Origin of the sequence: Streptococcus sp. HMSC073A12 (assembly GCF_001812815.1) — a bacterium.
Classification (GTDB): Bacteria; Bacillota; Bacilli; order Lactobacillales; family Streptococcaceae; genus Streptococcus; species Streptococcus vaginalis.
On record NZ_KV810527.1, the window covers coordinates 293,026 to 319,783 of the forward strand.

19 protein-coding genes and 2 pseudogenes are annotated in these 26,758 nt (G+C 36.2%); 18 read left to right on the forward strand and 3 right to left on the reverse strand.

Going from position 1 to position 26,758, the window contains the following annotated elements; all coding sequences use genetic code 11:
* Nucleotides 1–79: 79 nt before the first annotated feature.
* The 10 genes and pseudogenes from HMPREF2876_RS02215 to HMPREF2876_RS10825 all read left to right on the forward strand — a co-directional run bounded on the left by HMPREF2876_RS02215 (nt 80) and on the right by HMPREF2876_RS10825 (nt 12,837).
* Nucleotides 80–1,657 carry a type I restriction-modification system subunit M gene (locus HMPREF2876_RS02215; RefSeq protein WP_070584050.1) on the forward strand — a complete coding sequence of 526 codons (1,578 nt, stop codon included), beginning with the start codon at nt 80–82 and terminating at the stop codon, nt 1,655–1,657.
* Complete coding sequence (locus HMPREF2876_RS02220; RefSeq protein ID WP_070584053.1) at nt 1,647–2,642, forward strand: virulence RhuM family protein; 996 nt, start codon at nt 1,647–1,649, stop codon at nt 2,640–2,642. Before HMPREF2876_RS02215 ends, HMPREF2876_RS02220 begins: the two co-directional genes overlap by 11 nt.
* Nucleotides 2,642–3,775, forward strand: a complete 1,134-nt coding sequence (locus HMPREF2876_RS02225) for a restriction endonuclease subunit S (RefSeq protein ID WP_070584054.1) — start codon at nt 2,642–2,644, stop codon at nt 3,773–3,775. Before HMPREF2876_RS02220 ends, HMPREF2876_RS02225 begins: the two co-directional genes overlap by 1 nt.
* Nucleotides 3,776–3,839: 64 nt before the next feature.
* Nucleotides 3,840–4,421, forward strand: a complete 582-nt coding sequence (locus HMPREF2876_RS02230) for a restriction endonuclease subunit S (RefSeq protein ID WP_070584056.1) — start codon at nt 3,840–3,842, stop codon at nt 4,419–4,421.
* Between the two features lie 57 nt (nt 4,422–4,478).
* Nucleotides 4,479–7,523, forward strand: coding sequence for a type I restriction endonuclease subunit R (locus HMPREF2876_RS02235; RefSeq protein ID WP_070584059.1), 3,045 nt, complete (start codon nt 4,479–4,481; stop codon nt 7,521–7,523).
* Between the two features lie 58 nt (nt 7,524–7,581).
* The gene (holA, locus tag HMPREF2876_RS02240) at nt 7,582–8,619 is read left to right on the forward strand and encodes a DNA polymerase III subunit delta (RefSeq protein WP_070241624.1); all 1,038 of its coding nucleotides are present in this window, start codon (nt 7,582–7,584) and stop codon (nt 8,617–8,619) included.
* A gap of 70 nt (nt 8,620–8,689) precedes the next feature.
* Nucleotides 8,690–9,295 carry a superoxide dismutase gene (locus HMPREF2876_RS02245; RefSeq protein WP_003040044.1) on the forward strand — a complete coding sequence of 202 codons (606 nt, stop codon included), beginning with the start codon at nt 8,690–8,692 and terminating at the stop codon, nt 9,293–9,295.
* 612 nt (nt 9,296–9,907) lie between these two features.
* On the forward strand, nt 9,908–10,621 hold the full coding sequence (locus HMPREF2876_RS02250; protein WP_070584061.1) for a CPBP family intramembrane glutamic endopeptidase: 714 nt from the start codon (nt 9,908–9,910) through the stop codon (nt 10,619–10,621).
* Between the two features lie 146 nt (nt 10,622–10,767).
* Nucleotides 10,768–11,507, forward strand: a pseudogene (locus HMPREF2876_RS02255) (response regulator transcription factor).
* A gap of 490 nt (nt 11,508–11,997) precedes the next feature.
* A complete protein-coding gene (locus HMPREF2876_RS10825) occupies nt 11,998–12,837 on the forward strand; it encodes a sensor histidine kinase (protein WP_224784196.1) in 840 nt (279 codons plus the stop codon).
* A gap of 21 nt (nt 12,838–12,858) precedes the next feature.
* Here HMPREF2876_RS10825 and HMPREF2876_RS02265 read toward each other — a convergent pair whose 3' ends face one another.
* The 3 genes from HMPREF2876_RS02265 to HMPREF2876_RS02275 form a co-directional block, all read right to left on the reverse strand.
* Nucleotides 12,859–13,008 carry a ComC/BlpC family leader-containing pheromone/bacteriocin gene (locus HMPREF2876_RS02265; RefSeq protein ID WP_022526763.1) on the reverse strand — a complete coding sequence of 50 codons (150 nt, stop codon included), beginning with the start codon at nt 13,006–13,008 and terminating at the stop codon, nt 12,859–12,861.
* Between the two features lie 93 nt (nt 13,009–13,101).
* Nucleotides 13,102–14,463, reverse strand: a complete 1,362-nt coding sequence (locus HMPREF2876_RS02270; protein ID WP_070584063.1) for a bacteriocin secretion accessory protein — start codon at nt 14,461–14,463, stop codon at nt 13,102–13,104.
* Between the two features lie 10 nt (nt 14,464–14,473).
* Complete coding sequence (locus HMPREF2876_RS02275; RefSeq protein ID WP_070584065.1) at nt 14,474–16,624, reverse strand: peptide cleavage/export ABC transporter; 2,151 nt, start codon at nt 16,622–16,624, stop codon at nt 14,474–14,476.
* A gap of 281 nt (nt 16,625–16,905) precedes the next feature.
* Here HMPREF2876_RS02275 and HMPREF2876_RS02285 point away from each other — a divergent pair.
* The 8 genes and pseudogenes from HMPREF2876_RS02285 to HMPREF2876_RS02320 form a co-directional block, all read left to right on the forward strand.
* Nucleotides 16,906–17,960, forward strand: a pseudogene (locus tag HMPREF2876_RS02285) (serine hydrolase).
* 135 nt (nt 17,961–18,095) lie between these two features.
* Nucleotides 18,096–18,782: a Crp/Fnr family transcriptional regulator gene (locus tag HMPREF2876_RS02290; RefSeq protein WP_024051968.1), complete on the forward strand. Its 687-nt coding sequence runs from the start codon at nt 18,096–18,098 to the stop codon at nt 18,780–18,782.
* Nucleotides 18,783–19,102: 320 nt separating this feature from the next.
* The gene (gene arcA, locus HMPREF2876_RS02295; RefSeq protein WP_021001457.1) at nt 19,103–20,332 is read left to right on the forward strand and encodes an arginine deiminase; all 1,230 of its coding nucleotides are present in this window, start codon (nt 19,103–19,105) and stop codon (nt 20,330–20,332) included.
* A 23-nt stretch (nt 20,333–20,355) separates the two neighbouring features.
* Nucleotides 20,356–21,372: an ornithine carbamoyltransferase gene (gene argF / locus HMPREF2876_RS02300; protein WP_003028184.1), complete on the forward strand. Its 1,017-nt coding sequence runs from the start codon at nt 20,356–20,358 to the stop codon at nt 21,370–21,372.
* Nucleotides 21,373–21,661: 289 nt separating this feature from the next.
* Entirely contained in the window at nt 21,662–22,609 is a 948-nt protein-coding gene (arcC, locus tag HMPREF2876_RS02305) for a carbamate kinase (RefSeq protein ID WP_003025409.1), read from the forward strand.
* A 237-nt stretch (nt 22,610–22,846) separates the two neighbouring features.
* Nucleotides 22,847–24,349, forward strand: coding sequence for a YfcC family protein (locus HMPREF2876_RS02310; protein WP_070584069.1), 1,503 nt, complete (start codon nt 22,847–22,849; stop codon nt 24,347–24,349).
* Between the two features lie 24 nt (nt 24,350–24,373).
* Complete coding sequence (locus HMPREF2876_RS02315) at nt 24,374–25,714, forward strand: dipeptidase (protein ID WP_070584071.1); 1,341 nt, start codon at nt 24,374–24,376, stop codon at nt 25,712–25,714.
* 314 nt (nt 25,715–26,028) lie between these two features.
* Nucleotides 26,029–26,758: alpha-like surface protein (locus HMPREF2876_RS02320; protein ID WP_070584074.1), on the forward strand; the 730-nt coding region annotated here is incomplete at its 3' end.

Sequence of the window (26,758 nt, forward strand, 5' to 3'; positions counted from 1 at the left end):
AAGAAAATGCTTGTTGTCAATTGAAACAAGCATTTGTTTTTTGTACAATAGAGAGTAGTAAGAAAATGAAGGAATGAATATGGCGAAACATAATAATGAAGCGAGTCAGAGAGCAGAGTTGCACCGAAAAATATGGGCAATTGCTGATGATGTAAGGGGGGCAGTCGATGGATGGGATTTCAAGCAGTATGTACTCGGAATTCTTTTCTATCGTTTTATCTCAGAAAACATGTCTGCTTATTTTGATAAAGCGGAGCATGAAGCGGGTGATTTGGACTTTCGTTATGCAGACTTGAGTGATGAGGAAGCAGAAGAAGATTTTCGTCCAGATACAGTTGAGGACAAAGGTTTTTTCATCCTTCCCAGTCAATTATTTGAAAATGTTGTGAGGCATGCTGCTGAAAATGATGATCTGAATATAGAGTTGGATCAAATTTTCAAAGACATTGAAGCATCTGCGATAGGTTTTAAGTCAGAAGAAGATATTAAGGGCTTATTTGATAATTTGGATACCCGCAGTAATATCCTGGGAGGAACAGTAAAAGAAAAAAATAAACGTCTTTCGGATATTTTAAATGGTATTAATAGTATTAATTTTGGAAATTTTGAAGAAAATGATATTGATGCCTTTGGGGATGCTTATGAGTTCTTGATTTCCAACTATGCCAGTAACGCAGGGAAAAGCGGGGGTGAATTTTTTACACCACAGACAGTATCTAAACTGTTAGCTCGACTAGTCATGGTCGGCAAGGACAAGATTAATAAGGTCTATGACCCGACCTGTGGTTCGGGCTCACTCTTGCTTCAGATGAAAAAACAATATGAAGAACACATCTTGGAGGACGGTTTCTTTGGTCAAGAAATCAATATGACCAACTATAACTTAGCTCGCATGAATATGTTCTTGCATAATATTAACTATAATAGTTTCAATATAAAGAGAGGGGACACACTTTTAAACCCTCAGCATCTGGAAGAAAAGCCTTTTGATGCCATCGTGTCGAACCCACCCTATTCTGTCAAATGGGTGGGGGATGGAAATCCGACCCTTATCAATGATGATCGTTTTGCACCAGCTGGCAAGTTAGCACCCAAGTCAAAAGCTGACTTTGCCTTTATCATGCATAGTCTCAATCATTTGTCCAATAAAGGTCGGGCAGCTATTGTTTGTTTCCCAGGTATTTTCTATCGTGGGGGTGCTGAAAAGACCATTCGTCAGTATCTAGTAGATAACAATTTTGTTGAAGCAGTCATTGCTCTTCCAGATAATCTCTTCTTTGGAACTTCTATCGCAACTACGATTTTAGTTCTGGCGAAGAATAAACTGGAAAACAAGACACTCTTTATTGATGCAAGTAAGGAATTCAAAAAAGAGACCAACAACAATGTCTTGACCGATAGCAATATCGAACATATTGTCGAATTATTCTCTAATTATCAAAATGTTGACTATAAATCTGCTCTTGTTGATAATGATGTGATTGGTTCAGAGCAGGATTACAATCTGTCCGTATCAACATATGTGGAACAAGAAGACACACGTGAGAAAATTGATATTGATGTGCTCAATAAAGAAATCGCTGAGACTGTTGCCAAGATTGACCACTTGCGTGCAGAGATAGATAAGATTGTAGAGGAATTGAGCCATGGCAAATGATGTGATTCTCTATAGAACAGATGACGGAGAGTCCGCTATTGAGCTTCACTTAGATAATGGAACAGTCTGGCTGACCCAACAAGAACTAGCTGAACTCTTTCAGACTTCCAAGCAAAATATTAGTAAACATATCAAGGCTATCTTTGATGATGGTGAATTATCGGAAGAGGCAACTGTCAACTATAAGTTGACAGTTCAAAATGAGGGGAATAGAAGTGTTCAGCGAAATGTTGCCTACTATAATCTCGATATGATTTTGGCGATTGGTTATCGTGTTCGTTCCTCTCGTGGCATCCAGTTCAGACACTATGCTTCGACAGTTTTGAAAGAGTATCTGATCAAGGGCTTTGCTATGGATGATGAGCGCTTGAAAAACTTGGGTGGAGGCTCTTACTTTAAAGAACTCCTGGAAAGAATCCGAGACATTCGCTCAAGTGAAAAAGTCTTTTACCGTCAGGCCTTGGATCTTTTTGCGACATCAAGTGACTACAATGCAAATTCACCAGAGGCAAAGAAATTCTTTGCGACGGTGCAAAACAAGATGCATTATGCCATTCACCACAATACTGCGAGTGAACTCATTTATAACCGTGTTGATAGTGAAAAGGAGTTTATGGGCTTAACCACTTTTAAGGGAGACCTTCCTACTCTATCTGAAGCAAAAGTTGCAAAGAACTATCTGACAGAAAAGGAACTCCGTGGGCTTAATCAGCTTGTATCAGGATACCTAGACTTTGCGGAAAGACAGGCAGAGCGAGAAGAAGTCATGACTATGGCTGACTGGGTGACACATGTAGACCGTATCCTTCTGGCTACTGGAGAAGCCTTGCTGGACAATAGTGGTTCTATCTCTCGTGAACAGATGAAGCAGAAGGTAGATAAGGAATATAAGAGCTACCAAGTCAAGACCCTCAGTCAAGTTGAAAAAGATTACCTCAAAGAAATTAAAAGCATTGAAAATCTAGCCAAGGAAGGAGGTAAGTGATGAACATCCTAGAAGAAATACAAAACTGTCCTGTTGAATGGAAAGAGTTGGGGGAAGTGGTTGATACTGTGACAAGTCCAGTAAAGTTAACTAAAAAGGAGTATCAAGTAACAGGAAGAATACCAATTGTTGATCAGGGTGAACAATTCGTAGCAGGTTATACAGATAATGAAAAATATCTTGAAAAATATGAATATATCATTTTTGGAGATCACTCAGAGCATATAAAATATGTAGACTTTGCTTTTGTTCAAGGAGCAGATGGTTTAAAAATATTGAAACCTAAAAGTGACATAAAAGCAAAATATATATACTATTGCTTTTGTAACTTTTATAAGAAAGAAGGGAGCTATAAAAGACATTGGAGTAAAGCAAGAACTACTCAAATACCAATCCCTCAAAGTGAAGAAATCCAAGAAAAAATCGTGCAAATACTTGACAAATTCACTGATTATGTTACAGAATTGACCTCAGAATTGACCTCACGTAAAAAGCAATATTCTTTTTATCGAGATAAACTTTTATCATTTGAGCATGAGGTTTATCAGGTTGAGTGGAAGAGGTTAAATGAGTTTCTTAAAAAAGGGAAAGGAACTAAAATTACAGCTAGTCAGATGAAATTACTTCACAAAGAAGGTGCGCCAATCCGTATCTTTGCAGGAGGAAAGACTTACGCTGATGTGAACTATGGAGATATTCCCGATAAAGATATTCATACAGAAGAGGCAATTGTTGTAAAATCTCGTGGAATTATTGATTTTGAATACTGTACAGAACCATTTAGTTTTAAAAATGAATTTTGGTCATACAGTTCAGACAATGAAAATATCAACTTAAGATATATCTATCATTACTTAGTTCATAATAAAGAACATTTTCAAAACATCGCTAATAATATGCAGATGCCACAAATTTCTAGTAATGATACTGAAAAATTCAAAATCCCAGTCCCCTCCCTCGAAATCCAATCTCGTATTGTTCAAGTTTTAGACAACTTTGATACGGTTTGTAATGACTTCAACATCGGACTACCTAAGGAGATTGAACTACGTCAAAAACAGTACGAATATTTCCGAGATAAACTCTTGACATTCATCGCCGAAGGCGTGTACACTGAGAGTAGAGTAGAGTAGAGTAGAGGAGTGGGACAACTCTGCAATTATCAAACTTTTACAGTGGGTATTTGGTCCAATTCGAGTGGAGTTGGGAGCGATTTGTGAATTTGTAAGAGGAAATGGACTTCAGAAGAAAGATTTTACCGAAATTGGGAAATCTGTTATTCACTACGGACAAATTTACACTAGATACGATTTTACAGTCGTTGAAACTCTTTCTAAAACTAGTGAAATAGTGTTCAAAAAGTTAAAAAAAGCCAATCCTAATGATTTGATAATGGCAACAACATCTGAAAATGTTGAAGATGTTGGGAAATCGATTGTTTGGGAAGGAAAAGAAGAGATTGGAATTTCTGGAGATAGTTATATCATTCAAACGAATCAAAACTCACGTTACTTAAATTATTGGTTCCGGTCTACATCTTTTCAATCTCAAAAGGAAAGAAAAGTAACTGGAACAAAAGTTATTCGTATCAATTCGAAGGAGATGGAAAAATTTGAAATTGTTCTTCCACCTCTCACTGAACAAAAAAGAATCGTCTCCATTCTTGACAATTTTAACACCCTAACCAACTCTCTTTCTGAGGGTCTTCCAAAAGAAATCGAACTAAGACAGAAACAGTATGAATACTGGCGGGAACAATTATTAAACTTTACTAGATAAATATCTTCAATCATCTTGAGAAAGAATCTCAATTAATACAATAAAAGGAAGCAGACTATGGTTGATTATTCAAAAGTGCATGAAGTAATTGCGGAAACAAATGAAGGGATTCTCTTGGCTGAGTATCAACCAGAGTATCGCACGGATAGAGAGTATCAGTCAGAAGCAGATTTAGAAAATCGGTTGATTTCTGATTTAGTAAATCATCTCAACTACGAACGCTTAAATATTCATACACCTAAAGAGCTTTTAGCAAATGCCAAGCTCCAAATTGAAAAACTTAATAAGGTAACCTTTACGGAGACTGAGTGGAATCGCTTTGTAGTGGAGTATCTGGACTGTCCCAATGAAGGACTAGTTGAAAAAACACGAAAAATCCAAGAAAATCATATCTACGACTTTGTCTTTGATGATGGACGGATTAAAAATATTTTTATCCTTGATAAGAAAAACATTCACAACAACAGCATGCAGGTCATCAATCAAGTGACCCAGGTGGGGAGTCATACCAACCGTTATGATGTGACCATCCTAGTAAACGGCCTCCCTTTAGTTCAGATTGAATTAAAGAGACGTGGAGTTAGTCTGCAAGAAGCCTTTAATCAGGTTCACCGTTATAGCAAGGAAAGCTTCAATAGCGAAAATTCTTTATACAAATACATTCAGATTTTTGTGATTTCGAATGGGACTTATACACGCTACTTTGCAAATACGACTGCTCAAAATAAAAATCACTATGAGTTCACCTGTGAGTGGGCAGACCGCAAGAATAAAACAATCCACGACCTAGAAGACTTTACTGTCACTTTCTTAAGTAAGCGAGTCCTTTTGGAAGTTTTGACCAAGTATTGTGTTTTTGATGCTGATAATACCTTGCTCATCATGCGCCCTTATCAGATAGCAGCAACTGAGAGTATTTTGCGCAAGATTCATTCTTCCAATGAAATGAAGAACTTTGGCACTATCAATGCTTGTGGCTATATCTGGCATACAACGGGGTCAGGAAAAACTTTGACTAGCTTTAAGACTGCGCGCTTGGCAACAGAGTTGGACTACATTGACAAAGTGATTTTTGTGGTCGATAGAAAAGACCTTGACTATCAGACCATGAAGGAGTATCAAAAATTCCAGCCAAATTCAGTCAATGGTAGCAACAATACCAAAGAGCTTCAACGAAGTATCGAAGAAAATGATGATCGAATCGTTGTCACAACCATTCAAAAGTTAAATAAATTTATAACTGCGAATCCAAACCATGAAATCTATAGTAAAAAATGTGTTCTAATCTTTGATGAATGTCATCGCTCTCAGTTTGGGAAGGCGCAAAAGCGTATTAAGAAGGCTTTTAAACAGTATGCTCTATTTGGCTTTACAGGAACACCGATTTTCCCAGAAAATAGCTTGACGGGTGAAACGACACAAGAAGTCTTTGGAGAACAACTTCATAACTACGTTATCACAGATGCTATTCGAGATAAAAAAGTATTGAAGTTCAAGGTTGACTATAACTATATCAAGCCTGAAATCAATAAATATAGAGACGCAGAAAAGGCAGTCGGTCAAGAGCTTGATGAGAAGAAACTCAAAAAGATGGAGAAAGAACTTCTTCTCCATCCAGAGCGGATAGCGACAATCACTGACTACCTGTTGAGAGTTTATAATACCAAAACGCACCGAAATCAACACTATACCCATAAACAAAAACAGATGTCTGGATTTAACGCCATGTTAGCAGTACAAAGTATTGAAGCTGCTAAGTTATACTATGACGAACTCCATCGACAACAAGCAGCTTTACCAGAGGCTAAGCGTTTGAAAGTTGCTACCATCTTTAGCTTTGCACCTAACGAAGAACAGTCTGCTTATGGGGAAATTCAAGACGAAGAGCTAGAACCTCAAGATACAGCTATGCCTCTATCTTCTAAAGAGTTTCTTTCTAGGGCGATTGATGACTATAATCACATGTTCAAGACCAACTTCTCAACCGATGGTAAAGAGTTTCAAAATTACTATCGTGACCTTTCTAAACGAGTTAAGTCCAAGGAAGTGGACCTTCTAATTGTAGTGGGAATGTTCTTGACGGGATTTGATGCTCCGACTATGAATACTCTCTTTGTCGATAAAAACCTACGTTATCATGGTTTGATTCAGGCATTCTCGAGAACCAATCGAATTTTTAATAAGGTTAAACCTTTTGGAAATATTGTTTGTTTCCGTGATTTAGAAAAGGCTACGCAAGAAGCTATTAAGACTTTTGGAGACACAAATAAGCTTGAAATTATCTTAGAAAAAAGCTTTAGTGAATACATGGATGGTTTCGTGGATCAAGTAACGGGTATCGAGGTCAAAGGATATGCAGAAGTCTGTCGGGAAATTCTTGAGAGATTCCCAAATCCACAAGAAATTAAAACAGAAAATGATAAAAAAGAGTTTGTCAAGCTATTCGGTGAATTGCTGAAACTAGACAATGTTCTCAGAAACTACGATGAATTCCAAGAGTTAGACAAACCAATCTCAGAAGGATATCTCCAAGATTTGAAGAGTGCTTATGTAGAAATTCGAGATGAATTCTTAAACCTTAAAAACTATGGAAAGAGCAAAGATTTAGAGGTTGACCTTTCAGATGTTGAATTTGAAATTGAACTCTTAAAAACAGATGAGATTAATCTAGATTATATTCTGGCATTGATTGTTGAAAAATCTAAGAATTCTGAGTCCAAAGAGGCAATGAAAGCAGAAGTTAGTCGTGTGATTCGTTCTAGTATTGATATTCGTGCCAAAGAAGAGTTGGTTATTGGATTTATCAATGATACTGATTTAGCGAATCTGAAAGATCATGATGAGATTATCAATGCATTCTATGCTTATGGTAAAGAACGTAAAGCAGTCGCTATTCGTGAATTGGCAGAGTCTGAAAAGCTAGTAGATGGCTATCAATTATTCATTGATCGGGCGATTCAACGGGGCTATGCGGAAAATAGTGGAACAGATTTGGATGAAATCATTCCACCAACCTCTCGTCGTAAGGGAGCTCGAGAGTTGAAAAAACAGCAAATTCTTGTTAAAGTTCAGCACTTAGTTGAGATTTATAAAGGTATTTAATTTAATAGAATAAACAACACGTGAAGAGAGAAACGTAAATTTATAAAAGGAGATCATGGTGTTAGCGATTGAAGAGTGCAAAGCTGTAAATCTGACAAATCTACCTAGTTTGACGATTTTGACTGGTGATGATACAGGGCAATTTGAATTGATGAAATCACAATTTTTACGTCAAATTCAATACGATGCTGCAGATTTAAATATGACTTACTTTGATATGAAAGAAGCCGTTTATCCAGATGTGGAGATTGATCTAGTGAGTTTGCCCTTCTTTTCTGAAGAGAAGATCGTCATTTTGGATCATTTTTTGGATGTGACAACAGCTAAAAAATGCTATTTGACGGATGATGAGCTAAAATCTTTTGAGCAATATTTGGAAAATCCTGCAGATACGACAAAATTAGTCATTTTTGCAGAAGGGAAGTTAGACAGTAAACGGCGAATTGTAAAATTGCTCAAGCGAGATGGTAAAATTTTTGAAGCAAGTGAGCCAAAAGAGCAGGAGCTGCGGGCATACTTTAGTAAGTTGGCTCAGGAACAAGGATTAGAATTTAGTTCACCAGTTTTCGAGGAATTGTTTGTCAAATCCGGCTTTGATTTTAGTGAAATTAGTAAAAACTTAGCTTTTTTAAAGGATTATAAAAAAGATGGCATCATTACAAGCGATGACATTGCTGAAGCAATTCCAAAAACTTTACAGGATAATATTTTTGATCTTACCCAGATGATTTTGCATCAAAAGGTAGATGCGGCAAGAAGTCTGGTGCGAGACTTGACATTGCAAGGTGAAGATGAAATTAAGCTGATTGCGATTATGTTGGGACAGTTTCGTATATTTGCACAAGTGAAAATCCTCTTTGAAAATGGACGTAATGAAAGTCAGATTGTAGCAGACTTGTCCAGTTATTTAGGACGAAAGGTGAATCCTTTTCAAATCAAATATGCTTTGCGTGATGTGCGATCTTTACAGCTTGATTTTCTAAAAAAAGTACTTGCTTGCTTGATTGAAACCGATTACCAAATCAAGTCTGGAGTTTATGAGAAAAGTTACTTATTTGACTTGGCTTTGTTAAAGATTGCTACCCACAACTTATAAGCAAATAAGTTGAAAATTTTGTAGCTCTACGTTATCATTTTCATATAAACTGAAAAAGGGGAACAAACCAATGGCAATTATTTTACCTGATCTACCTTATGCTTACGACGCTTTGGAACCATATATTGACGAAGAAACGATGCACTTGCATCATGACAAACACCACAATACTTATGTCAATAATGTAAATGCAGCTCTGGCAAAACACCCTGAAATCGGTGAGGATTTGGAGCAACTTTTGTCAGATGTGGCAACTATTCCAGCGGATATTCGTCAAGCTGTTATCAATAACGGTGGTGGTCATCTCAACCATGCTCTTTTCTGGGAATTGATGACACCAGAAAAGACAGAGCCATCAGCAGCATTAGCAGCAGACCTTGAAGCAACATTTGGTTCATTTGATGACTTCAAAGCAGCATTTACAACAGCTGCGGCAAGTCGCTTTGGTTCAGGTTGGGCTTGGCTGGTGGTCAATAATGATGGTAAATTAGAAGTGACTTCAACTGCTAATCAAGACACACCAATCTCTGAAGGGAAAACACCAATTTTAGGAATTGATGTTTGGGAACATGCTTATTATGTGAAGTACCGCAATGTTCGTCCAGATTACATCAAAGCATTCTTCTCAGTCATCAACTGGAATAAGGTTAATGAATTGTACGCAGCAGCAAAATAAGGTGTGCAATGAGATAGAAAAAACGAATCTGATTAGGTTCGTTTTTTTCTGTTATAGTAAAATTACCTATAAATTCCTTCCAAATAAAACCAGATTTGTTGTTTGAAGAATTTCAGAGAATGATCGTTTGTTCTGTCAATCACACCAAAAACGAGATAGTGATTTTTAAATAATAGCTCATAATCAATATTTTCTCCGACAATAATAATTTTTCCTCCTGTAGAATTATCTTACCATATAATATGATGTATGGATGAGCAAAATCTTAAATAGTCGTCATATGTACTGAACGATATTTTTGACCATTCAGGACATCAGAATTACCATTCAGGATTTTCCGGAAATTTTTTATAAAAAGTTGATAAAATGAGAATGTAACGTTACAAAAATAAATTATAGAAAAGAGGAATATCTATGAATCATTTAACATTTAGATAATTGTCGGAACAAGACTTAGCCAACTATAACGGTGGTGGATACACTTTTGAAGCATATCGTGGTGAGTTTCCGCCACCATCATATTATAGCCAAGCATTAAGCCCACAAGCTTTACACGCACGTATGACTGCATGGGCATATGGAGTTCGTCCATAATTAAAATCAGGAGACGTGATGAAGAAACTAGCATGTTCATTTATTTTTCTAATATTTTTCACTATTTTGCTAGCTGGCTTTCCGGAAACAGTAGCGCTTCATATTGCTATTTTGTTTAAGTGGAATTTAGATGCAGTTGGTGTGATGGTGTTGGTTCAAGAGATTTTGTTGCTATTCTTCATCATTTATCTCTTGAAACGAGCAAATTTATATTCTATTTTTAAAAAGAAAAAGATCCGTAGAGGAGATATACTAGGGTTGCTTGCTTTGTGTTTTATATTTTACTTCTTAACGCATATTAGACAAGAGCTGGTGCAGTATATGGCTCGGACAACCATGAATGCAAAACTTTATAGTAAGGTTGGTATTTGGACTGGGGGTAAACTATTTGAGATTTGTAGCGTTTTGATAACAATGTTGATTTCTCCAATAATTGAGGAACTCTTTTACCGAGGTTATGTCATGTCTCGTATTTTTGTTAAGTCAAAATATTATTTAGATGTCTTATTTTCAGCTAGTCTGTTTGCATTGGGGCATATGGTCTTACTTCAAAGAGATTGGGTCAATCTCAGCTTTTATTTCTTAAGTGGGTTTGCAATGTCTCTATTTTATCGTTATTGTAAAAATATACGACTCCAGATTTTCTTTCATATATCATGGAATGTATATACTTTTATAGCTTCTATTTGGTATATCATTTATAATTGGATTTATTTTCATTTCTTTTTTTAATAGGTGAAAACAAGTTGATAGGTATTAGCTTGTTTATTTTTGTTTAATTATTTTGAATATACAAAATATTCTTTCATTTTATTTTTGTGAATTTCTTATTCTTTTTATATAATAAATTATATGATAGGGAGAATCATGAAAGGAATATTTTTATATTAGAAGATAACATTGTGCAACAATATCGCATTGAAACGATTATTAAAGAGATTCTAGAAGAACATCATCTACAATATCACAATTTTGAAGTCTTTGGAAAACCTAAACAATTACTAGAAGCCATATCTGAGAAGGGAAGCCATCAGGTTTTCTTTTTAGATATTGAAATAAAAACCGAAGAAAAAAGGGCTTAGATGTTGCCAAAAAGATACGCGAAATAGCTCCTTATGCAGTCATCGTGTTTGTAACCAGTCATTCTGAATTGATGCCCACTGCTTTTCGACTACAGGTTGCTGCTCTTGATTATATCGACAAATCTTTATCCAATAAAGCCTTTAAAGCACGGATAGAAACTGCGTTGTTTCACGCTAATAGTATGACGGGAAAAGGACTGGCGGATGACTCCTTTATTTTTGAGTCTCCTAATGCACAGATTCAAGTTCCATTTAAAGACATCCTTTATATAGAAACTTCGTCTCGCCCTCATCGCTTAGTCCTTTACACATATAGAGGACGGACAGAATTTACTGCTAATCTTTCAGATATTTTAGAGCAAGAAAAACGGCTATATAAATGTCACCGTTCCTTTGTTGTTAACCCTGCGAACATTGCTCGAATAGAGAAAAAAGAACGTATCCTTTATTTCCCAAACGGTGCTACTTGCCTTATTGCAAGAACAAAATTAAAGGGGTTGTTAGAAGTAGTTGCAGCCCTACATCGGAGGAGATGATAGATAATACAACTATTATTAGTAGTTTTAGATATGTTTCTGTTATTGTTTCTTTTTTCTTATGTTAGTGGCCAAAAATTAACAAGTAAAATATATCTAGTAGCAATTTTAACAAATTTACTTTATAGTATAAGTTTTTCTGCTATCCCAAATAGTTTATTTTCGTACTTAATAGGTCCGACCTATTCCTTGATATTTGCTTGGATTATTGGAAAGTCTTATAGTAAAACATTAAAGATTTTTTATGGGCTTTTTCCGATTACGTTATGGAATTTGATACAACGTTTGATAATCTTTTTTATATTTCCCTTATTTGGATTTGGTGTGGTAAGACTTAATAAAAGTTTGTTGGGGCCGATTATGACATCGATTATGGCTGCTTTAATGGTATTGCCTTTTTTACGATTGATTCAATATAATTTTAAGACATTATCATTTCAATTGATTGACCAAAAAGATAAAAAAAGTTTTAATCTTTGTAAATTTGAGTATGATAATTTACCATTTAATTGTTCAAATCTTGGCTTATTTAGAGAATGAGAGTGGTGCACAAACATTAGTTTTTAGAGAAAGTTTGGTAGTCTTTTATCTTATCCTTTTCATGAGTGCTGCAAATTATTTGGATAAGCGTTTACGAGAAAGGATTCAAAGTGATTTAATGTTCCAAAAAGATTTGCAGTTAAAAAATTTGAAAGACTACAGTCATCATTTTGAGGGATTATATACAGAAGTTCGGAGTTTTCGGCATGATTACGCAAATATTTTAACGACTTTGAAATTAGGAATTGAGCAAAATGATATAGAAATTGTAAAAAATGTTTATGACTCAGTGTTAAAAGATTCCAATAAGCACTTTCGTAATCCAAAGTATGATATTGGACGATTAATCCATATCAAAAATGATGCTTTAAAGAGCCTGTTAGCAGCTAAGTGTGCACAAGCTCAAGAACATAATGTGGCAGTTTCATTGGAGATTCCAGAAGATATTTATTCACAGGGAATGGAATTAGTTGACTTTATCACTATTGTCTCCGTTTTGTGCGATAATGCTATTGAAGCTGCTGCTCCAAATATGACGATTGCCTATGTTTCATCAGGACAAAAGCAGATATTTTCCGTTGAAAATTCAGTAAAAGAAGAAAGTGTGGATATTTCACAAATCTTTGACTTGGGAGTTAGTTCGAAAGGGGGTACGAGAGGAGTGGGACTGCATAATGTAATATCTATTTTGGATAGATATCCTAATGTTTCGCTTAATACAACTAGTCAAAATTATTGTTTTCGTCAGACAATTGAGATTCAAATAAAAGGAAATCATTACTGTAATTAAATTCAGTAATGATTTTGTATATTATCCTAAATTAGTTTGGCTGGATTGACCTAATTTATATTTATTTAAGTAAGGAGAAAGTAGCTTCTCTAACCAGCCACTACCAACAATTTGTTCAAGTTCTTGGTCTGTGAGAGTATGAAAGTGATTAAGTGTTTGTTCTTTGTCCATAATAGGACCCCCCTTTTTGATAAATTTATTATAAACTAAATTTTGCTTTGTGTATCATTGGATCTTAAACGGAATTGATTTCGTCTTAAACGATCATTCAACGTTGTTTAACAGTTTATCTTTGTAGTAATGAAAGAATGATTTTTTCGCAATGACACTCGTTACTCGTCCTTGCAAACCGTACTTCAAGATTTGGCTATCTTTTTTAGATACGGAGGCTTTTGCAGTGATTTTAAACAGGTTTTCCTGTTTTGTTTCAGTAGCAGAAGTGTCAATGCTGTTAATTTTACCGATAATAGTGATTGTCTGATTTCCAATTTTTTCTAGAGTAAGGCGGGAAGTTTGTCCCTTTTTTAAATTGGTCATATAGGTTGAAGGAACGTAATAGGTGATAAGAACTTCTTTTGTTTTCGTAATATCTGGATAAATCTGAGCAATTTCCGTTCCTTTTGGTAGTAAAGTCTTTCCTTTGAGCGTACTGCTGATATGAAGAATACCTGTTTCAGGAGCAGTTAACTGATTGTTTTGAAGCTGAGCATTTGCTTGGTTCAATTGATTTTGCAAATCAGTAATTTGTGTCGTAAGACTTGCTAACTGTTGGTCTGCTGTTTGGATAAATTGTGTGCGAAGTACCTCAATCTTAGTCGAAAGGCTATTATCATAGGTCGTCGCAGTTCTAGTGCCAGCTTTTTGAATCTTTAGATTGGCAATGGAAGAATTTAGGCTGGATATCTTTGTATCAATTTGAGCTAAGTATTGATTTGTAGTTGACGAATCATGTTTGACGTGATATTCATTTTTATATAAGTTAAAGGTTGCTTGATGAGGATTGCTTTTTGGGAAATTTGAGGCATTGCTAGAAATGGCATTATACAATTCATGATAATCATTGATTTGTTTTGTTAATTCGTTCATTTGCTGATCAATAGTAGCAATTGTTTGATTGGTTAAAGACACTTGCTTACTAACTTCAGAATTATTTTTTGAAATGCCGATAGTTAAATCTTCTGATTGTTTGATAAAAATGTTAAATGTGTTGGCATAGCCAAACTCATCTTTGCCTGTAAAAAGATTTGTTCCCTGATGTAAACTGTTTTTTAATGTTTCTAATTCTGCTTTTTGGCGCTGGTAAGTGGCAAGTTGCGTTTCAATGGTTGTTTGTTGAGAAGAATCTATATTTTTTGTATATTGAACCAACAGCTCTCCTTTGGTGACGGTCTTATTTTCAGCTAAATGATTGGTCAGAACCGTATTGTCACTAGTTGACTGAATCATGGTAATGACTTTCGTTGGTGTGATTTCGCCAATGGATTTGACAGTCACTTCTTTTTGCCCGACAAAGGAAAAGAGGACAAGAAATAGAGCGAAGACTACCAAAGGCAGAATGAGAACAGTCGCAAAGTTGTGGTATCTTCGATGATAAAATTCTGCACTTTTAAACAGATTGGGATTCATAATTTACTCCTTATTTATTAAATAGATGATAATAAAAACCTTTTCTTCCTATCAATTCAGTATGAGAACCAATTTCAGTCACTTTTCCTTGGTCAAGGACGATAATCTGATTTGTACGCTTTGAAATGCTGAGACGATGAGCAACAAAAATAATGGTTTTGTCGGGTAATTTCATGAGATTATCAATGACTTTTTTCTCTGTTAAAACATCTAATCCACTCGTTGCTTCATCTAAAATGAGAATGGGAGATTTCGTCAGCAGAGCGCGTGCAAGTGCAATTCGTTGCTTTTGTCCACCAGATAATCCAGCTCCGTCAGACAATTCTGTCTGGTATCCCATGGGCATTTGTTCGATATCTGAACGAATTTCTGCAATTTCACAGGCACGAAGAATATCTGATTGAGAAACTGTTTGATCGGCTCCTAATGTGAGGTTGTCTAGAATGGAACCACTAAAGATGTAAGCTTGCTGAGGTAAGTAGTTGATATATTGCCGAAGAACTTTCTTATCAATTGTCTTGAGGTCATTTCCATTGAGGCGAATTTGTCCTTGATAAGGCTCATAAAAATGAACAATCATCTTAGCAAGTGTTGTTTTTCCCGAACCGCTAATACCGAAAAGACTGATTTTATCTCCCTTCTTGATAGTTAAACTAATATCTGATAAAGTATCTCGTCCAAAGCCATATTTATAGGAGACGTTATGAAAAGTAATATCACCAGCTAAGAAATTTTTCTCCGTAAGGACTTGTTTGGTTTTGAATTCGGATTCTACCAGATAAACTTCATTCAGTCGATGATTGGCAACTTTAGCTGATTGCAGTTTGGTTTGAAGATTGATAATACTTTCAAGCGGGCTTGTAAAATACGAAAGGAGTGCATTAAAAGTAATCAGTTGACCAATTGAAATCTTTTGAGACATGACTAAGGACGATCCAACCCAGAGAATGACCACATTCAAAACAAATTGTGCTCCTTGTTTGAGAGCGGTCTGCATAATGGAATATTTACTTAATTTGAAAGTTTTATCCAGATAATCAACAAACTCGCTATCAATCTTCTGGTAACGACTTTCTTCACTGGTTAAGGATTTAATAGTTTCAATTCCATTGATATCTTCGATAATGGCAGAATTTACCATAGCATTGCTTTGCATAACATCGTTATTCATTTTTTCAAAGGGCTTCATAAAAACAAAAATAATGAGAGCGTAGATAGGAATTGCAAGCAAAGTTAGTAAAAAGAGATTGACATTTTGCAGTAAAAGAACACTACCGACAATCATCACAATGAACAAATCAAGAAAGAAAGACAGGATAGTTGAAGCTAGAGCATCAATAATAGAGTTGGCATCTGTAAAACGAGAAATAATCTCTCCAGTGCGTCTCATCGCAAAAAAGGACATTGGCAATTCAAAAATATGCCGAATATAAGACAAAATCACATCAATTGTTAATCGTTGACTGAGTACTGTTAGCAGGTAGTCTCTTGAAAAACTCATCATTTGCTGTAAGATGTAGGCAATGATAAGTCCAATCGAAATAATCCCAAGAGTTGATTTCATCTGATTTGGGATGTATTCGTCCAAAACACTTTGCAGATAATAGGAGCCAACAATGTTGATGAGGGTCACGAGCAAACTAGCTAAGACAATATAAAAAATCAAAGAACGCTGTTTAAAGATGAGTGGTAAAAAGCTAGCAAGTCCATTTTTCTTATCCTTATGAGGTTTATAGCTAGGTTTTGGGGCGAGAAAGATAGCAACACCTGTCCATTCTTTAGTAAATTGTTCTTTGCTAATCTTAGTTATTTTGACAGTTGGATCAGGATCACCGATAAGCAAGTGCTTTTGCTCGTTTTTATAAACGACATAATAGTGTTGAAGCTTGCCGTCTTTGTTGACATGTGCGATGAAAGGATAGGGAAGCTCTTCTGTATCAAACAATGTCATGTCTGCTTGGATTGGTCGGGTTTCAAAGCCCATTTCTTTTGCTACTTTGACAATTCCAAGTGCAGTTGTCCCTTCTTTGTTTGTCTTTGCGAGCTCTCTCAAGTGTGCTAAAGAATAATTTGAACCATAGTATTTAGCAATGGAAGCCAGAGCAGCAACACCACAATCTCTAGCATCTATTTGTGGAACAAACGATTTTTTAAAATTCACTATAATGTTTTCCTTTCGTTTTGTAATGTTATTTTCTCAAAATACGCAAGAAAAAGAGTATTTTAATCTTAAATGGTAGTTCTGATGTCTTAAATGGTTAAAAAACACTATTTAGGATGTGAAAGCTACCATTCAGGCTTATTTTAAATGAACTAGAATTGTTACTTTATACTGTATATATACAATAAAGGAAGTTGAAAATAATTGATGATTCTGTTTATCATATCTTGTCATTTTTTCATTCTTCCTATATAATGAGGTATATAAGTTAGGAGAAGTGCGTGAGTAAAAAGACAATAATTCTTTGTTTGCTTGGTTGCTTTATGATGTGTGGTGTGTTGGTGTTAAGTACTGTGCACTTTGGGCAAGCTAGAAAGCCACATCATACGAAGGTAGCTAAAAGTTACACAGTTAGTCAAGAAAAGAAAAAAGTCCGTCAAAAGAGTCAAAACCAGCCACTCGTGTTCCAATAAAAAGTATGGAAGAAAAGCAGAAGGTCATGGAAGCTGATTTGCCGGTAATGAGTGCCTATGGTTTGTATTATGATTATGCCAATCTAAATTTGGTTCAAGTTGTACAGGCTTATCTTGATGAAATGGGTATTGAACATTCACAAGTTGCATTTTCTTATAAGGATTTAACGAGTGGGCAAACCTATGCTATGAATGAGACGCAGCCGATGACAGCAGGCTCAACTTACAAATTGCCATTAAATATGTTGGTCGTTGATGAGGTAGAAAAGGGAAATTTATCACTAACCGAGCGGTTTGATATTACACATACTCGCTATGAATATATCGGTGAACACAATAATTACGTAGCGGCATTTAATGGGACAATGAACATTCCTGAGATGCAGGAATACTCTCTTCTCTATTCTGAAAATACACCTGCTTATGCTTTAGCAGAACGCTTAGGTGGCTTGGATAAAGCCTATACGATGTATCAGCGCTATGGAAAAGGAAAGGGCGAGATTAAGACAATCAACCAACAGAATCAAACAACGACGGATTATTATATTCAGGTATTGGATTATCTTTGGAAACATCAGGAGAAGTATAAAGAGATTTTGTATTATATCGGTGAATCTTTTCCAAACGAATACTATAAACGATATGTAAGAGATATTCCAATCTACCAAAAGCCAGGTTACGTTGCAGAAGCCCTGAATATAGACGCAGTTGTATGTGAAGCAAAGTCTTATTTGATTGCCCTTTATACAGCAGGTCTAGGGGGAACGACTTCCGAAAGCGATGAGATTAGCGGCGTTGGTATTACGCAAGTTGGACAATTGGCCTATGTCATCAATGAATGGCATCGAGTGAATATGAATTAAGATGCATATATTTATAGGGTGAAGGACACGTTGTAAAAAGAACAAATTTCAGAAAAATGTAAGGGTTCTCTTTAAGATTGAAGCCCTTTTGTGTTATAATAAGAACAGAATGTAAAAAAGGATCACAAGGATATCATGATTAACAAAGAGCATTATCGTTACATTAGGGAACATCCTGCTTTTGAAAATTTACCAGTTGAACATTTTGATAAAATAGCGGTTGAAATTCAATTTCGCAAAGTGCCAAAAGGGCAAATTATTTTCTTTTCTGGAGATAAGCGAGAGCGACTTTTTTTGATTTATAAGGGTTATGTTCGGATTGAGCAGTATGATCAGACAGATTCGTTTAATTACATTGATTATGTGAAAGAAAATACCATGTTTCCTTATGGTGGCATGTTTGAAGATAAAGATTATCATTATTCTGGGATTTCTGTGACGGATTTAGAATACTTTTCGATTCCTGTTGACTTGTATGAATACTATTCCAAACAAATTATAGAGCAAATGTTATTCATTACGCATAAGTTATCAAATATTTTGCGTTTCCATGAATTACGCTTGCGAAATTCCGTTTTAGCGAGTGCGACAGAGCGAGTTATCCAAGTGATTTCAATTTTATGTATTGATTTTTGTCAAGATAGAGATGATATTCCTTTTGCCCTTAGTATGAAAGAGTTAGCCAAGTTGGGGGCGACCACTCGTGAAACAGTTAATCAAGTGTTGAAAAAATTGACAGAAGAAAACATTATTCAATATAATCGAAAGAAACTCGTCTTTTTGAATAAAGAATACTTTTTAAAGTATTTTGAAGATATGTAGAAAAGAAGGACAGAATTGCAGTCCAAAAAGCAATTTTTGGTCCTTTTTTAATTTAGAAACCTAAACATTTAAAAATATCCTCAAAAACTTCATTTGTTTCTAAAAAATAATTATTCATAAAATCAATAAAATGCATAAAATATTTATAGAAAGCGTTTTATTTTGGAGAAATATCTGAATTTCTTTTAAAAAAAGCAAAGGATTTGGCATTTTAAATGTATAATTGATTGTGAAAGCGAAAACAAAAGATATTACAATATGACATGTAAATAGAACTTAAGGAAACTTAAGTCACAAAGAAAAAAAGAGGAGGACATAAGATGTCTACACATCCTATTCATGTTTTCTCAGAAATAGGAAAACTGAAAAAAGTTATGCTACATCGTCCTGGTAAAGAGTTGGAAAACTTGATGCCAGACCATTTGGAACGTCTACTTTTTGACGATATTCCATTCTTGGAAGATGCTCAAAAAGAACACGATGCATTCGCAGACGCTCTACGTAAAGAAGGTATTGAAGTTCTTTACCTCGAAAAATTGACTGCTGAATCATTGATTTCTCCAGAAATTCGTAACGAATTTATTGAAGAATATCTTGACGAAGCAAATATTCGCGGAGCACAAACAAAAGTTGCTATTCGCGACATTCTTCATGGTATAGAAGATAACCTTGAGTTGGTTGAAAAGACAATGGCAGGCTTCCAAAAAGCAGAATTGCCAGAAATTCCTGAAGAAGCTAAAGGACTGACTGACTTGGTAGAATCAGACTATCCATTTGCCATTGACCCAATGCCAAACCTTTATTTCACACGTGACCCATTTGCTACAATTGGTAATGCGGTGTCATTGAACCACATGTACTCAGATACACGTAATCGTGAAACACTTTATGGTAAATACATTTTCAAATACCACCCAGTATATGGTGGCAATGTTGACTTGGTTTATAACCGTGAAGAAACAACTCGTATTGAAGGTGGAGATGAACTCGTTCTTTCTAAAGATGTCCTTGCAGTAGGTATTTCACAACGTACAGACGCAGCATCTATTGAAAAACTTTTGGTTAATATCTTCAAGAAGAATGTTGGCTTTAAGAAAGTGATTGCATTTGAATTTGCTAATAATCGTAAATTCATGCACTTAGATACAGTCTTCACAATGGTTGACTATGACAAATTCACGATTCACCCAGAAATTGAAGGCGACCTTCGCGTTTACTCTGTTACTTATGAAAATGAAAAACTTCATATTGCAGAAGAAAAAGGCGATTTGGCTGAATTGTTAGCTAAGAATCTTGGTATTGATAAAGTTCATTTGATTCGTTGCGGTGGCGGAAATGCTGTTGCAGCTGCTCGTGAACAATGGAACGACGGTTCAAACACCCTTACAATAGCACCAGGTGTAGTAGTGGTATATGACCGTAACGTTGTTACAAATAAGATTCTTGAAGAATACGGACTTCGTTTGATTAAGATTCGCGGAAGTGAATTGGTTCGCGGTCGTGGTGGACCTCGTTGTATGTCAATGCCATTTGAACGTGAAGAACTTTAAGATTAGAAAGAGGAAATAATAGAATGACAAACTCAGTGTTCCAAGGACGCAGCTTCTTGGCAGAAAAAGATTTTACACGTGCAGAATTAGAATACCTTATTGGTTTAGCAGCTCACTTGAAAGATTTGAAGAAACGCAATATTGAACATCACTACCTAGCAGGTAAAAATATTGCTCTCTTGTTTGAAAAAACTTCAACTCGTACTCGTGCAGCTTTCACAACAGCAGCGATTGATCTTGGCGCTCATCCAGAATATCTAGGAGCTAACGACATTCAGCTTGGCAAGAAAGAATCTACTGAAGATACAGCTAAAGTATTGGGACGTATGTTTGACGGGATTGAATTCCGTGGATTTAGCCAACGTATGGTAGAAGAACTAGCAGAATTTTCAGGCGTTCCTGTATGGAATGGTTTGACAGACGAATGGCATCCAACTCAAATGTTAGCTGACTATTTGACAGTTCAAGAAAACTTTGGGCGTTTGGAAGGTTTGACTCTTGTCTACTGTGGTGACGGACGCAATAACGTTGCAAACAGTCTCCTTGTAACAGGTGCTATCCTCGGTGTAAATGTTCATATCTTTTCTCCAAAAGAACTCTTCCCAGCTGAAGATATTGTGAAATTGGCAGAAGGATATGCGAAAGAAAGTGGCGCACATGTCTTAATTACTGACAATGCAGATGAAGCTGTTAAAGGTGCGGATGTCCTTTACACAGACGTTTGGGTATCTATGGGTGAAGAAGACAAATTTGCAGAACGTGTTGCACTGTTGAAACCTTATCAAGTAAATATGGATTTGATTAAGAAAGCTGACAATGAAGATTTGATCTTCTTGCACTGCTTACCAGCTTTCCATGATACAAATACTGTTTATGGTAAAGATGTTGCTGAAAAATTCGGCGTTGAAGAAATGGAAGTAACTGACGAAGTATTCCGCAGCAAATACGCTCGCCAATTTGACCAAGCTGAAAACCGTATGCATACTATTAAAGCAGTTATGGCAGCAACTCTTGGTAACCTTTATATTCCAAAAGTATAATTTAAAACCAAAACCGTTTACCAACAGCTATGAGGGCTGCGACTAATAGCTTTAGTCCAGTCCTCATTTTTGATAGTTCTTGTGTTCATTTTAGTATGATGTTAATAGAGGAAAAAGGCGATAGAACAAACAACTATAATTACTGATGCAGTCACTCTCAGAGAAATGTAGTCTGAGACAATGCTATTCTAACCTCATTCCTACGTTTGTTGCAGCTGGATTCTATCTTGGACTACTAAAATGAAATTGAAACACTATAATGAGAAAACTCTAAGGAGGCTAATTATTTATGGCAAATCGGAAAATCGTTGTGGCTTTGGGAGGAAATGCCATCCTTTCATCTGATCCATCAGCTAAAGCACAACAAGAAGCATTAGCAGAAACAGCAAGTCATCTTGTAAAATTGATTAAAAATGGTGATGACTTGATTATCACTCATGGAAATGGACCGCAAGTTGGAAATCTTTTATTGCAACATTTAGCAGCAGATTCTGAAAAAAATCCAGCATTCCCGCTTGATTCGCTCGTTGCGATGACAGAAGGAAGTATCGGCTACTGGTTGCAAAATGCTCTTCAAAATGCTTTACGTGAAGAAGGGATTGAAAAAGAAGTTGCTTCTGTTGTGACACAAGTCGTGGTTGACAAAAACGACCCAGCTTTCACAAATTTGAGCAAACCAATCGGACCATTCTACACAGAGGAAGAAGCAAAAGCAGAAGCTGAAAAGAGTGGAGCTACTTTCAAAGAAGATGCTGGACGTGGCTGGAGAAAAGTAGTTGCTTCACCAAAACCAGTTGGAATCAAAGAAATTGAAACTATTCGTACACTCATCAATGCAGGACATGTCGTTGTGGCTGCTGGTGGTGGCGGCATTCCTGTTATCAAGGAAGACAATGGTCATCTTGCCGGCGTAGAAGCAGTAATTGACAAAGACTTTGCTTCACAATGTCTGGCTGAATTGGTCGAAGCAGATCTTTTCATTGTCTTGACAGGTGTTGACTATGTTTATGTGAACTACAATAAACCAGATCAAGCTAAGTTAGAGCGTGTTAATGTAGCTCAGCTTGAAGAATACATCAAGCAAGAACAGTTTGCACCAGGAAGTATGTTACCTAAAGTGCAAGCAGCTATTGCCTTTGTAAATGATCGACCAGAAGGCGAAGCTGTCATTACTTCTCTTGAAAACTTAGGTGCTTTAATTGAGTCTGAAAGCGGAACGATTATTGAAAAAGGATAACAGAGTGTTATCATTTATAAGTTTAAGACTGTAATAAAACTTTTTAAAACAATGTCGGTGTTTCCTATTTTTAGATTTGCTTTCTTTAAGTCTATTTTACTGTTGTAAAATGATAATTTTTTTGAAAATGACTAGTATTTTTCATTTGAATATGTTAAAATATAGTCAAAGGAAACGCTTTCTTAAAATGGGATTCGGTTAAATTTTTACAATTTGTTACATTTAGGAGGAAAACAAATGAGTGAAAAAGCAAAAAAAGGGTTTAAGATGCCGTCATCTTATACCGTTTTGATGATTATCATTGCCATTATGGCAGTATTGACCTGGATTATTCCAGCTGGTCAATATGATGCTGATAAGTCTGGTAATCTAATTACAGGAACCTATAAGACTGTTGCTCAAAATCCGCAAGGGATTTGGGATGTCTTAATGGCTCCGATTCGTGCTATGCTTGGGAAAGAACCAACATCAGCAGCAATTGATGTTGCCTTCTTTATTCTGATGGTTGGTGGTTTCCTTGGTGTTGTCAACGAAACAGGTGCCCTTGATGTAGGGATTGCTTCTATCGTGAAGAAGTACAAAGGCCGCGAAAAGATGTTGATTTTAGTCTTGATGCCTTTGTTTGCTCTTGGCGGATCCACTTATGGTATGGGTGAAGAAACCATGGCTTTCTATCCACTTCTTGTGCCAGTTATGATGGCAGTAGGATTTGATAGTTTGACTGCGGTGGCTATTATCCTTCTTGGTTCTCAAATTGGATGTTTGGCTTCTACTCTGAATCCATTTGCTACAGGTATAGCTTCTGCGACAGCAGGTGTAGGTACTGGTGACGGTATCGTTCTTCGGTTAATCTTCTTTGTTGTAATGACAGCACTTGGTACGTATTTCGTTTATCGTTATGCGGATAAGATTCAAAAAGATCCTACAAAATCTTTGGTTTACAGTCATCGTGAAGAAGATTTAAAACATTTCAATGTAGATGCAGTTGCTAATGTAGAATCCACTCTTAGCAAGAAACAAAAACAAGTGTTGGTACTCTTTGTCTTGACCTTTGTTCTCATGATTATGAGTTTCATTCCATGGACAGACTTGAAGGTAACTATTTTTGAAAGTTTCAATAAATGGTTGATTGGACTTCCGTTCATTGGTAAGATTGTTGGTAGTTCAACATCTGCTTTGGGTACCTGGTACTTCCCAGAAGGGGCAATGCTCTTTATGGTAATGGGTATCATCATTGGTTTTGTTTACCGCATGAAAGAAAGCCGCTTTATCACTGTCTTTATCAATGGTGCGGCTGATCTTCTAAGTGTTGCGCTTATCGTAGCTGTTGCGCGTGGTATTCAAGTTATCATGAACGACGGTATGATTACTGCTACAATCCTTCACTGGGGTGAAGTAGGACTGAAAGGTCTATCATCTCAAGTATTTATCGTATTGACTTACATTTTCTATCTGCCAATGTCATTCCTTATCCCATCAACATCTGGTCTTGCCAGTGCAACAATGGGTATCATGGCACCTCTTGGAAAATTCGTCAACGTTCCAGCAAGCTTGATTATCACTGCTTACCAATCAGCTTCCGGTCTTTTGAACCTTCTTACTCCAACATCTGGTATCGTAATGGGAGCTCTTGCTCTTGGACGTATTGATTTGGGTACTTGGTGGAAATTCGTTGCAAAATTGGTTGCGGGAATCTTTGTAGTAAGTATTCTACTTCTTATTTTAGGAACTTTCTTATAATAAGAAATTAATGAGGTGTTCTCTATGAAACAATTTTTAACCGAAGAAATTAAGTCTGATTATTTAGAATCGCTGAAAACAATCGTTTCCTACCCATCAGTTCTTAATGAAGGAGAAAACGGAACACCTTTCGGACAATCTATTCAAAACGTCTTAGAAAAAATGCTAGATCTCACTAGGAGTTTAGGTTTTAAAACTTACATTGATCCTAAAGGCTATTATGGATATGCAGAAATTGGTCAGGGAGAAGAACTCCTGGCCGTTCTCTGCCATTTAGACGTTGTTCCTGCGGGAGATTTGTCTGATTGGGAAACTTCTCCATTTGAAGCGACGATAAAAGATGGTTGGATACATGGGCGTGGGGTTCAGGACGATAAAGGTCCGTCCCTAGCTGCACTTTATGCTGTTAAAGCACTGATGGATGCGGGTGTGACATTTAACAAGCGGATTCGTTTTATCTATGGTACAGACGAAGAAACGCTGTGGCGCTGTATGGCTCGTTACAATGAGCTGGAGGAAACAGCAACGCTTGGTTTTGCACCGGATTCTTCTTTCCCGCTGACCTATGCTGAAAAAGGTTTACTGCAGGTTAAGTTACATGGTTCAGGTTCGCAAGAACTTGCTATTGAAGCAGGAGAAGCTTTTAATGTTGTACCTGCAAAAGCAAGCTATACGGGAAATTTAGCAGATTCATTAGAAGCTGAATTGAAAAAACAGGCTTTTGAATACGAACGAACTGCAGATACAGTAACAGTCATTGGTGTCCCTAAGCATTCAAAAGATGCAGCTGAGGGAGTGAATGCTATTGTACGTTTGGCAATGGGGCTAAATCCACTTGTTCAACACTCTACTATTCAATTTATGGCTGAAGCAGTTGGTGAAGATGCTACAGGCAGCAGCTTGTTTGGTGAAATTTCAGATGAGCCTTCAGGAACGTTGTCGTTCAATGTTTCTGGGTTAACTATAAATCAAGACGAGTCCGAGATTCGGATTGATTTGCGGATTCCAGTTCTTGCTGACAAATATAAATTAGTACGAGAACTAAGTCAAATTGCTGAAAAATATCAATTACGTTATGAAGAATTTGACTATCTTGCACCGTTATATGTGCCACTTGATAGTGAATTGGTCAGCACCTTAATGGCTGTCTATAAAGAAAAAACCAATGATGATAGCCCTGCTGTGTCTTCTGGCGGTGCTACATTTGCTCGTACTATGCCAAATTGTGTAGCTTTTGGTGCACTTTTCCCTGGTGCTTTGCAAACAGAACATCAAGCGAATGAACGAACTGTGATTGACGATCTATATAACGCAATGGATATTTATGCTGAAACGATTTATCGGTTGGCTGGAGAGGCTATTTAATTGCAAGTAATAAAAAGCTAGTATTAGTTAGAGGTAAACCGCCTCGAAAATTGGACAAATAATTATTGTAAGGATTTAGGACTCAATGTCAACTGTAGTGGGTAAGGAAAAGTCAACATCGAGAAAGGACCATATTGCTCTTCATTTTACAACAGGGCATTTAACTAGTACCACGAGTATACAATACAAATTCAAATAATAGTTCACATTTATCAAGATAATGTAAAGCTCCAAAACCTTTAATAGAGTAAAATATAAATAGCAAATAGCTGTTGTTAGTTACTTTATTTTAAATTTTGAAAAGGAGGCAAGTTATGCTTAGGAAATATGATCAAAGAAATTATGATGTCGCACAGACGAAACAGCGTTTTTCGATTAAGAAATTTAAAGTTGGTGTAGCGTCTGTATTGATAGGTCTTAGTTTTTTAGGGGGAGTTGTTCAAGGACAGCTTAATACTTCTGTAAGTACAGTATTTGCGGCTGAAGTAATTCCAGGAAGTGCTGCTACGTTAAACACAAAAATGACTAAAAACATTAAGAATGGCAGAGCTTACATAGATTTATATGATGTAAAAAATGGAAAAATAGACCCATTACAATTAATTACGTTAAATCCACCTACTCTTACAGCTCAGTATGTCATTAGACAAGGCGGTCGTTATTTCACGCAACCTTCTGAATTGACTAATATTGGACAAGCTACAATCAATTATACTATATTTGAAGCAGACGGAAGTAATCACTTAAAACCTGATGGACAGGTAGATATTGTAAGTGTTTCATTGACAATTTACAATTCTTCAGAATTGAGAGCTAAAATAGATGAAGTTGAAAAGAATGCGAAGGACCCTAAATGGGATGAGGAAAGTCGCAATAAAGTTTTAACAGGGTTAGATGACATTAAAACAGATATCGATATTAATCCCAAGACACAAGCAGATATTGATAATAAAATAACAGAGGTTTCTGATCTAGAAAAAACATTAGTGACTCCAACTCCAGATGCGGATAAGAACGAACCTAAGGCTAAAGACCAAACGGTTA

Coding starts and splice junctions, on each gene's coding strand:
- HMPREF2876_RS02315 (WP_070584071.1), top strand. CDS start 24,374: ATGAAACAATTTTTAACCGAAGAAATTAAGTCTGATTATTTAGAATCG.
- HMPREF2876_RS02310 (WP_070584069.1), top strand. CDS start 22,847: ATGAGTGAAAAAGCAAAAAAAGGGTTTAAGATGCCGTCATCTTATACC.
- HMPREF2876_RS02245 (WP_003040044.1), top strand. CDS start 8,690: ATGGCAATTATTTTACCTGATCTACCTTATGCTTACGACGCTTTGGAA.
- HMPREF2876_RS02215 (WP_070584050.1), top strand. CDS start 80: ATGGCGAAACATAATAATGAAGCGAGTCAGAGAGCAGAGTTGCACCGA.
- arcA (WP_021001457.1), top strand. CDS start 19,103: ATGTCTACACATCCTATTCATGTTTTCTCAGAAATAGGAAAACTGAAA.
- HMPREF2876_RS02225 (WP_070584054.1), top strand. CDS start 2,642: ATGAACATCCTAGAAGAAATACAAAACTGTCCTGTTGAATGGAAAGAG.
- HMPREF2876_RS02235 (WP_070584059.1), top strand. CDS start 4,479: ATGGTTGATTATTCAAAAGTGCATGAAGTAATTGCGGAAACAAATGAA.
- HMPREF2876_RS02265 (WP_022526763.1), bottom strand. CDS start 13,008: ATGGACAAAGAACAAACACTTAATCACTTTCATACTCTCACAGACCAA.
- arcC (WP_003025409.1), top strand. CDS start 21,662: ATGGCAAATCGGAAAATCGTTGTGGCTTTGGGAGGAAATGCCATCCTT.
- HMPREF2876_RS10825 (WP_224784196.1), top strand. CDS start 11,998: ATGATAATTTACCATTTAATTGTTCAAATCTTGGCTTATTTAGAGAAT.
- HMPREF2876_RS02290 (WP_024051968.1), top strand. CDS start 18,096: ATGATTAACAAAGAGCATTATCGTTACATTAGGGAACATCCTGCTTTT.
- HMPREF2876_RS02220 (WP_070584053.1), top strand. CDS start 1,647: ATGGCAAATGATGTGATTCTCTATAGAACAGATGACGGAGAGTCCGCT.
- argF (WP_003028184.1), top strand. CDS start 20,356: ATGACAAACTCAGTGTTCCAAGGACGCAGCTTCTTGGCAGAAAAAGAT.
- HMPREF2876_RS02250 (WP_070584061.1), top strand. CDS start 9,908: ATGAAGAAACTAGCATGTTCATTTATTTTTCTAATATTTTTCACTATT.
- HMPREF2876_RS02270 (WP_070584063.1), bottom strand. CDS start 14,463: ATGAATCCCAATCTGTTTAAAAGTGCAGAATTTTATCATCGAAGATAC.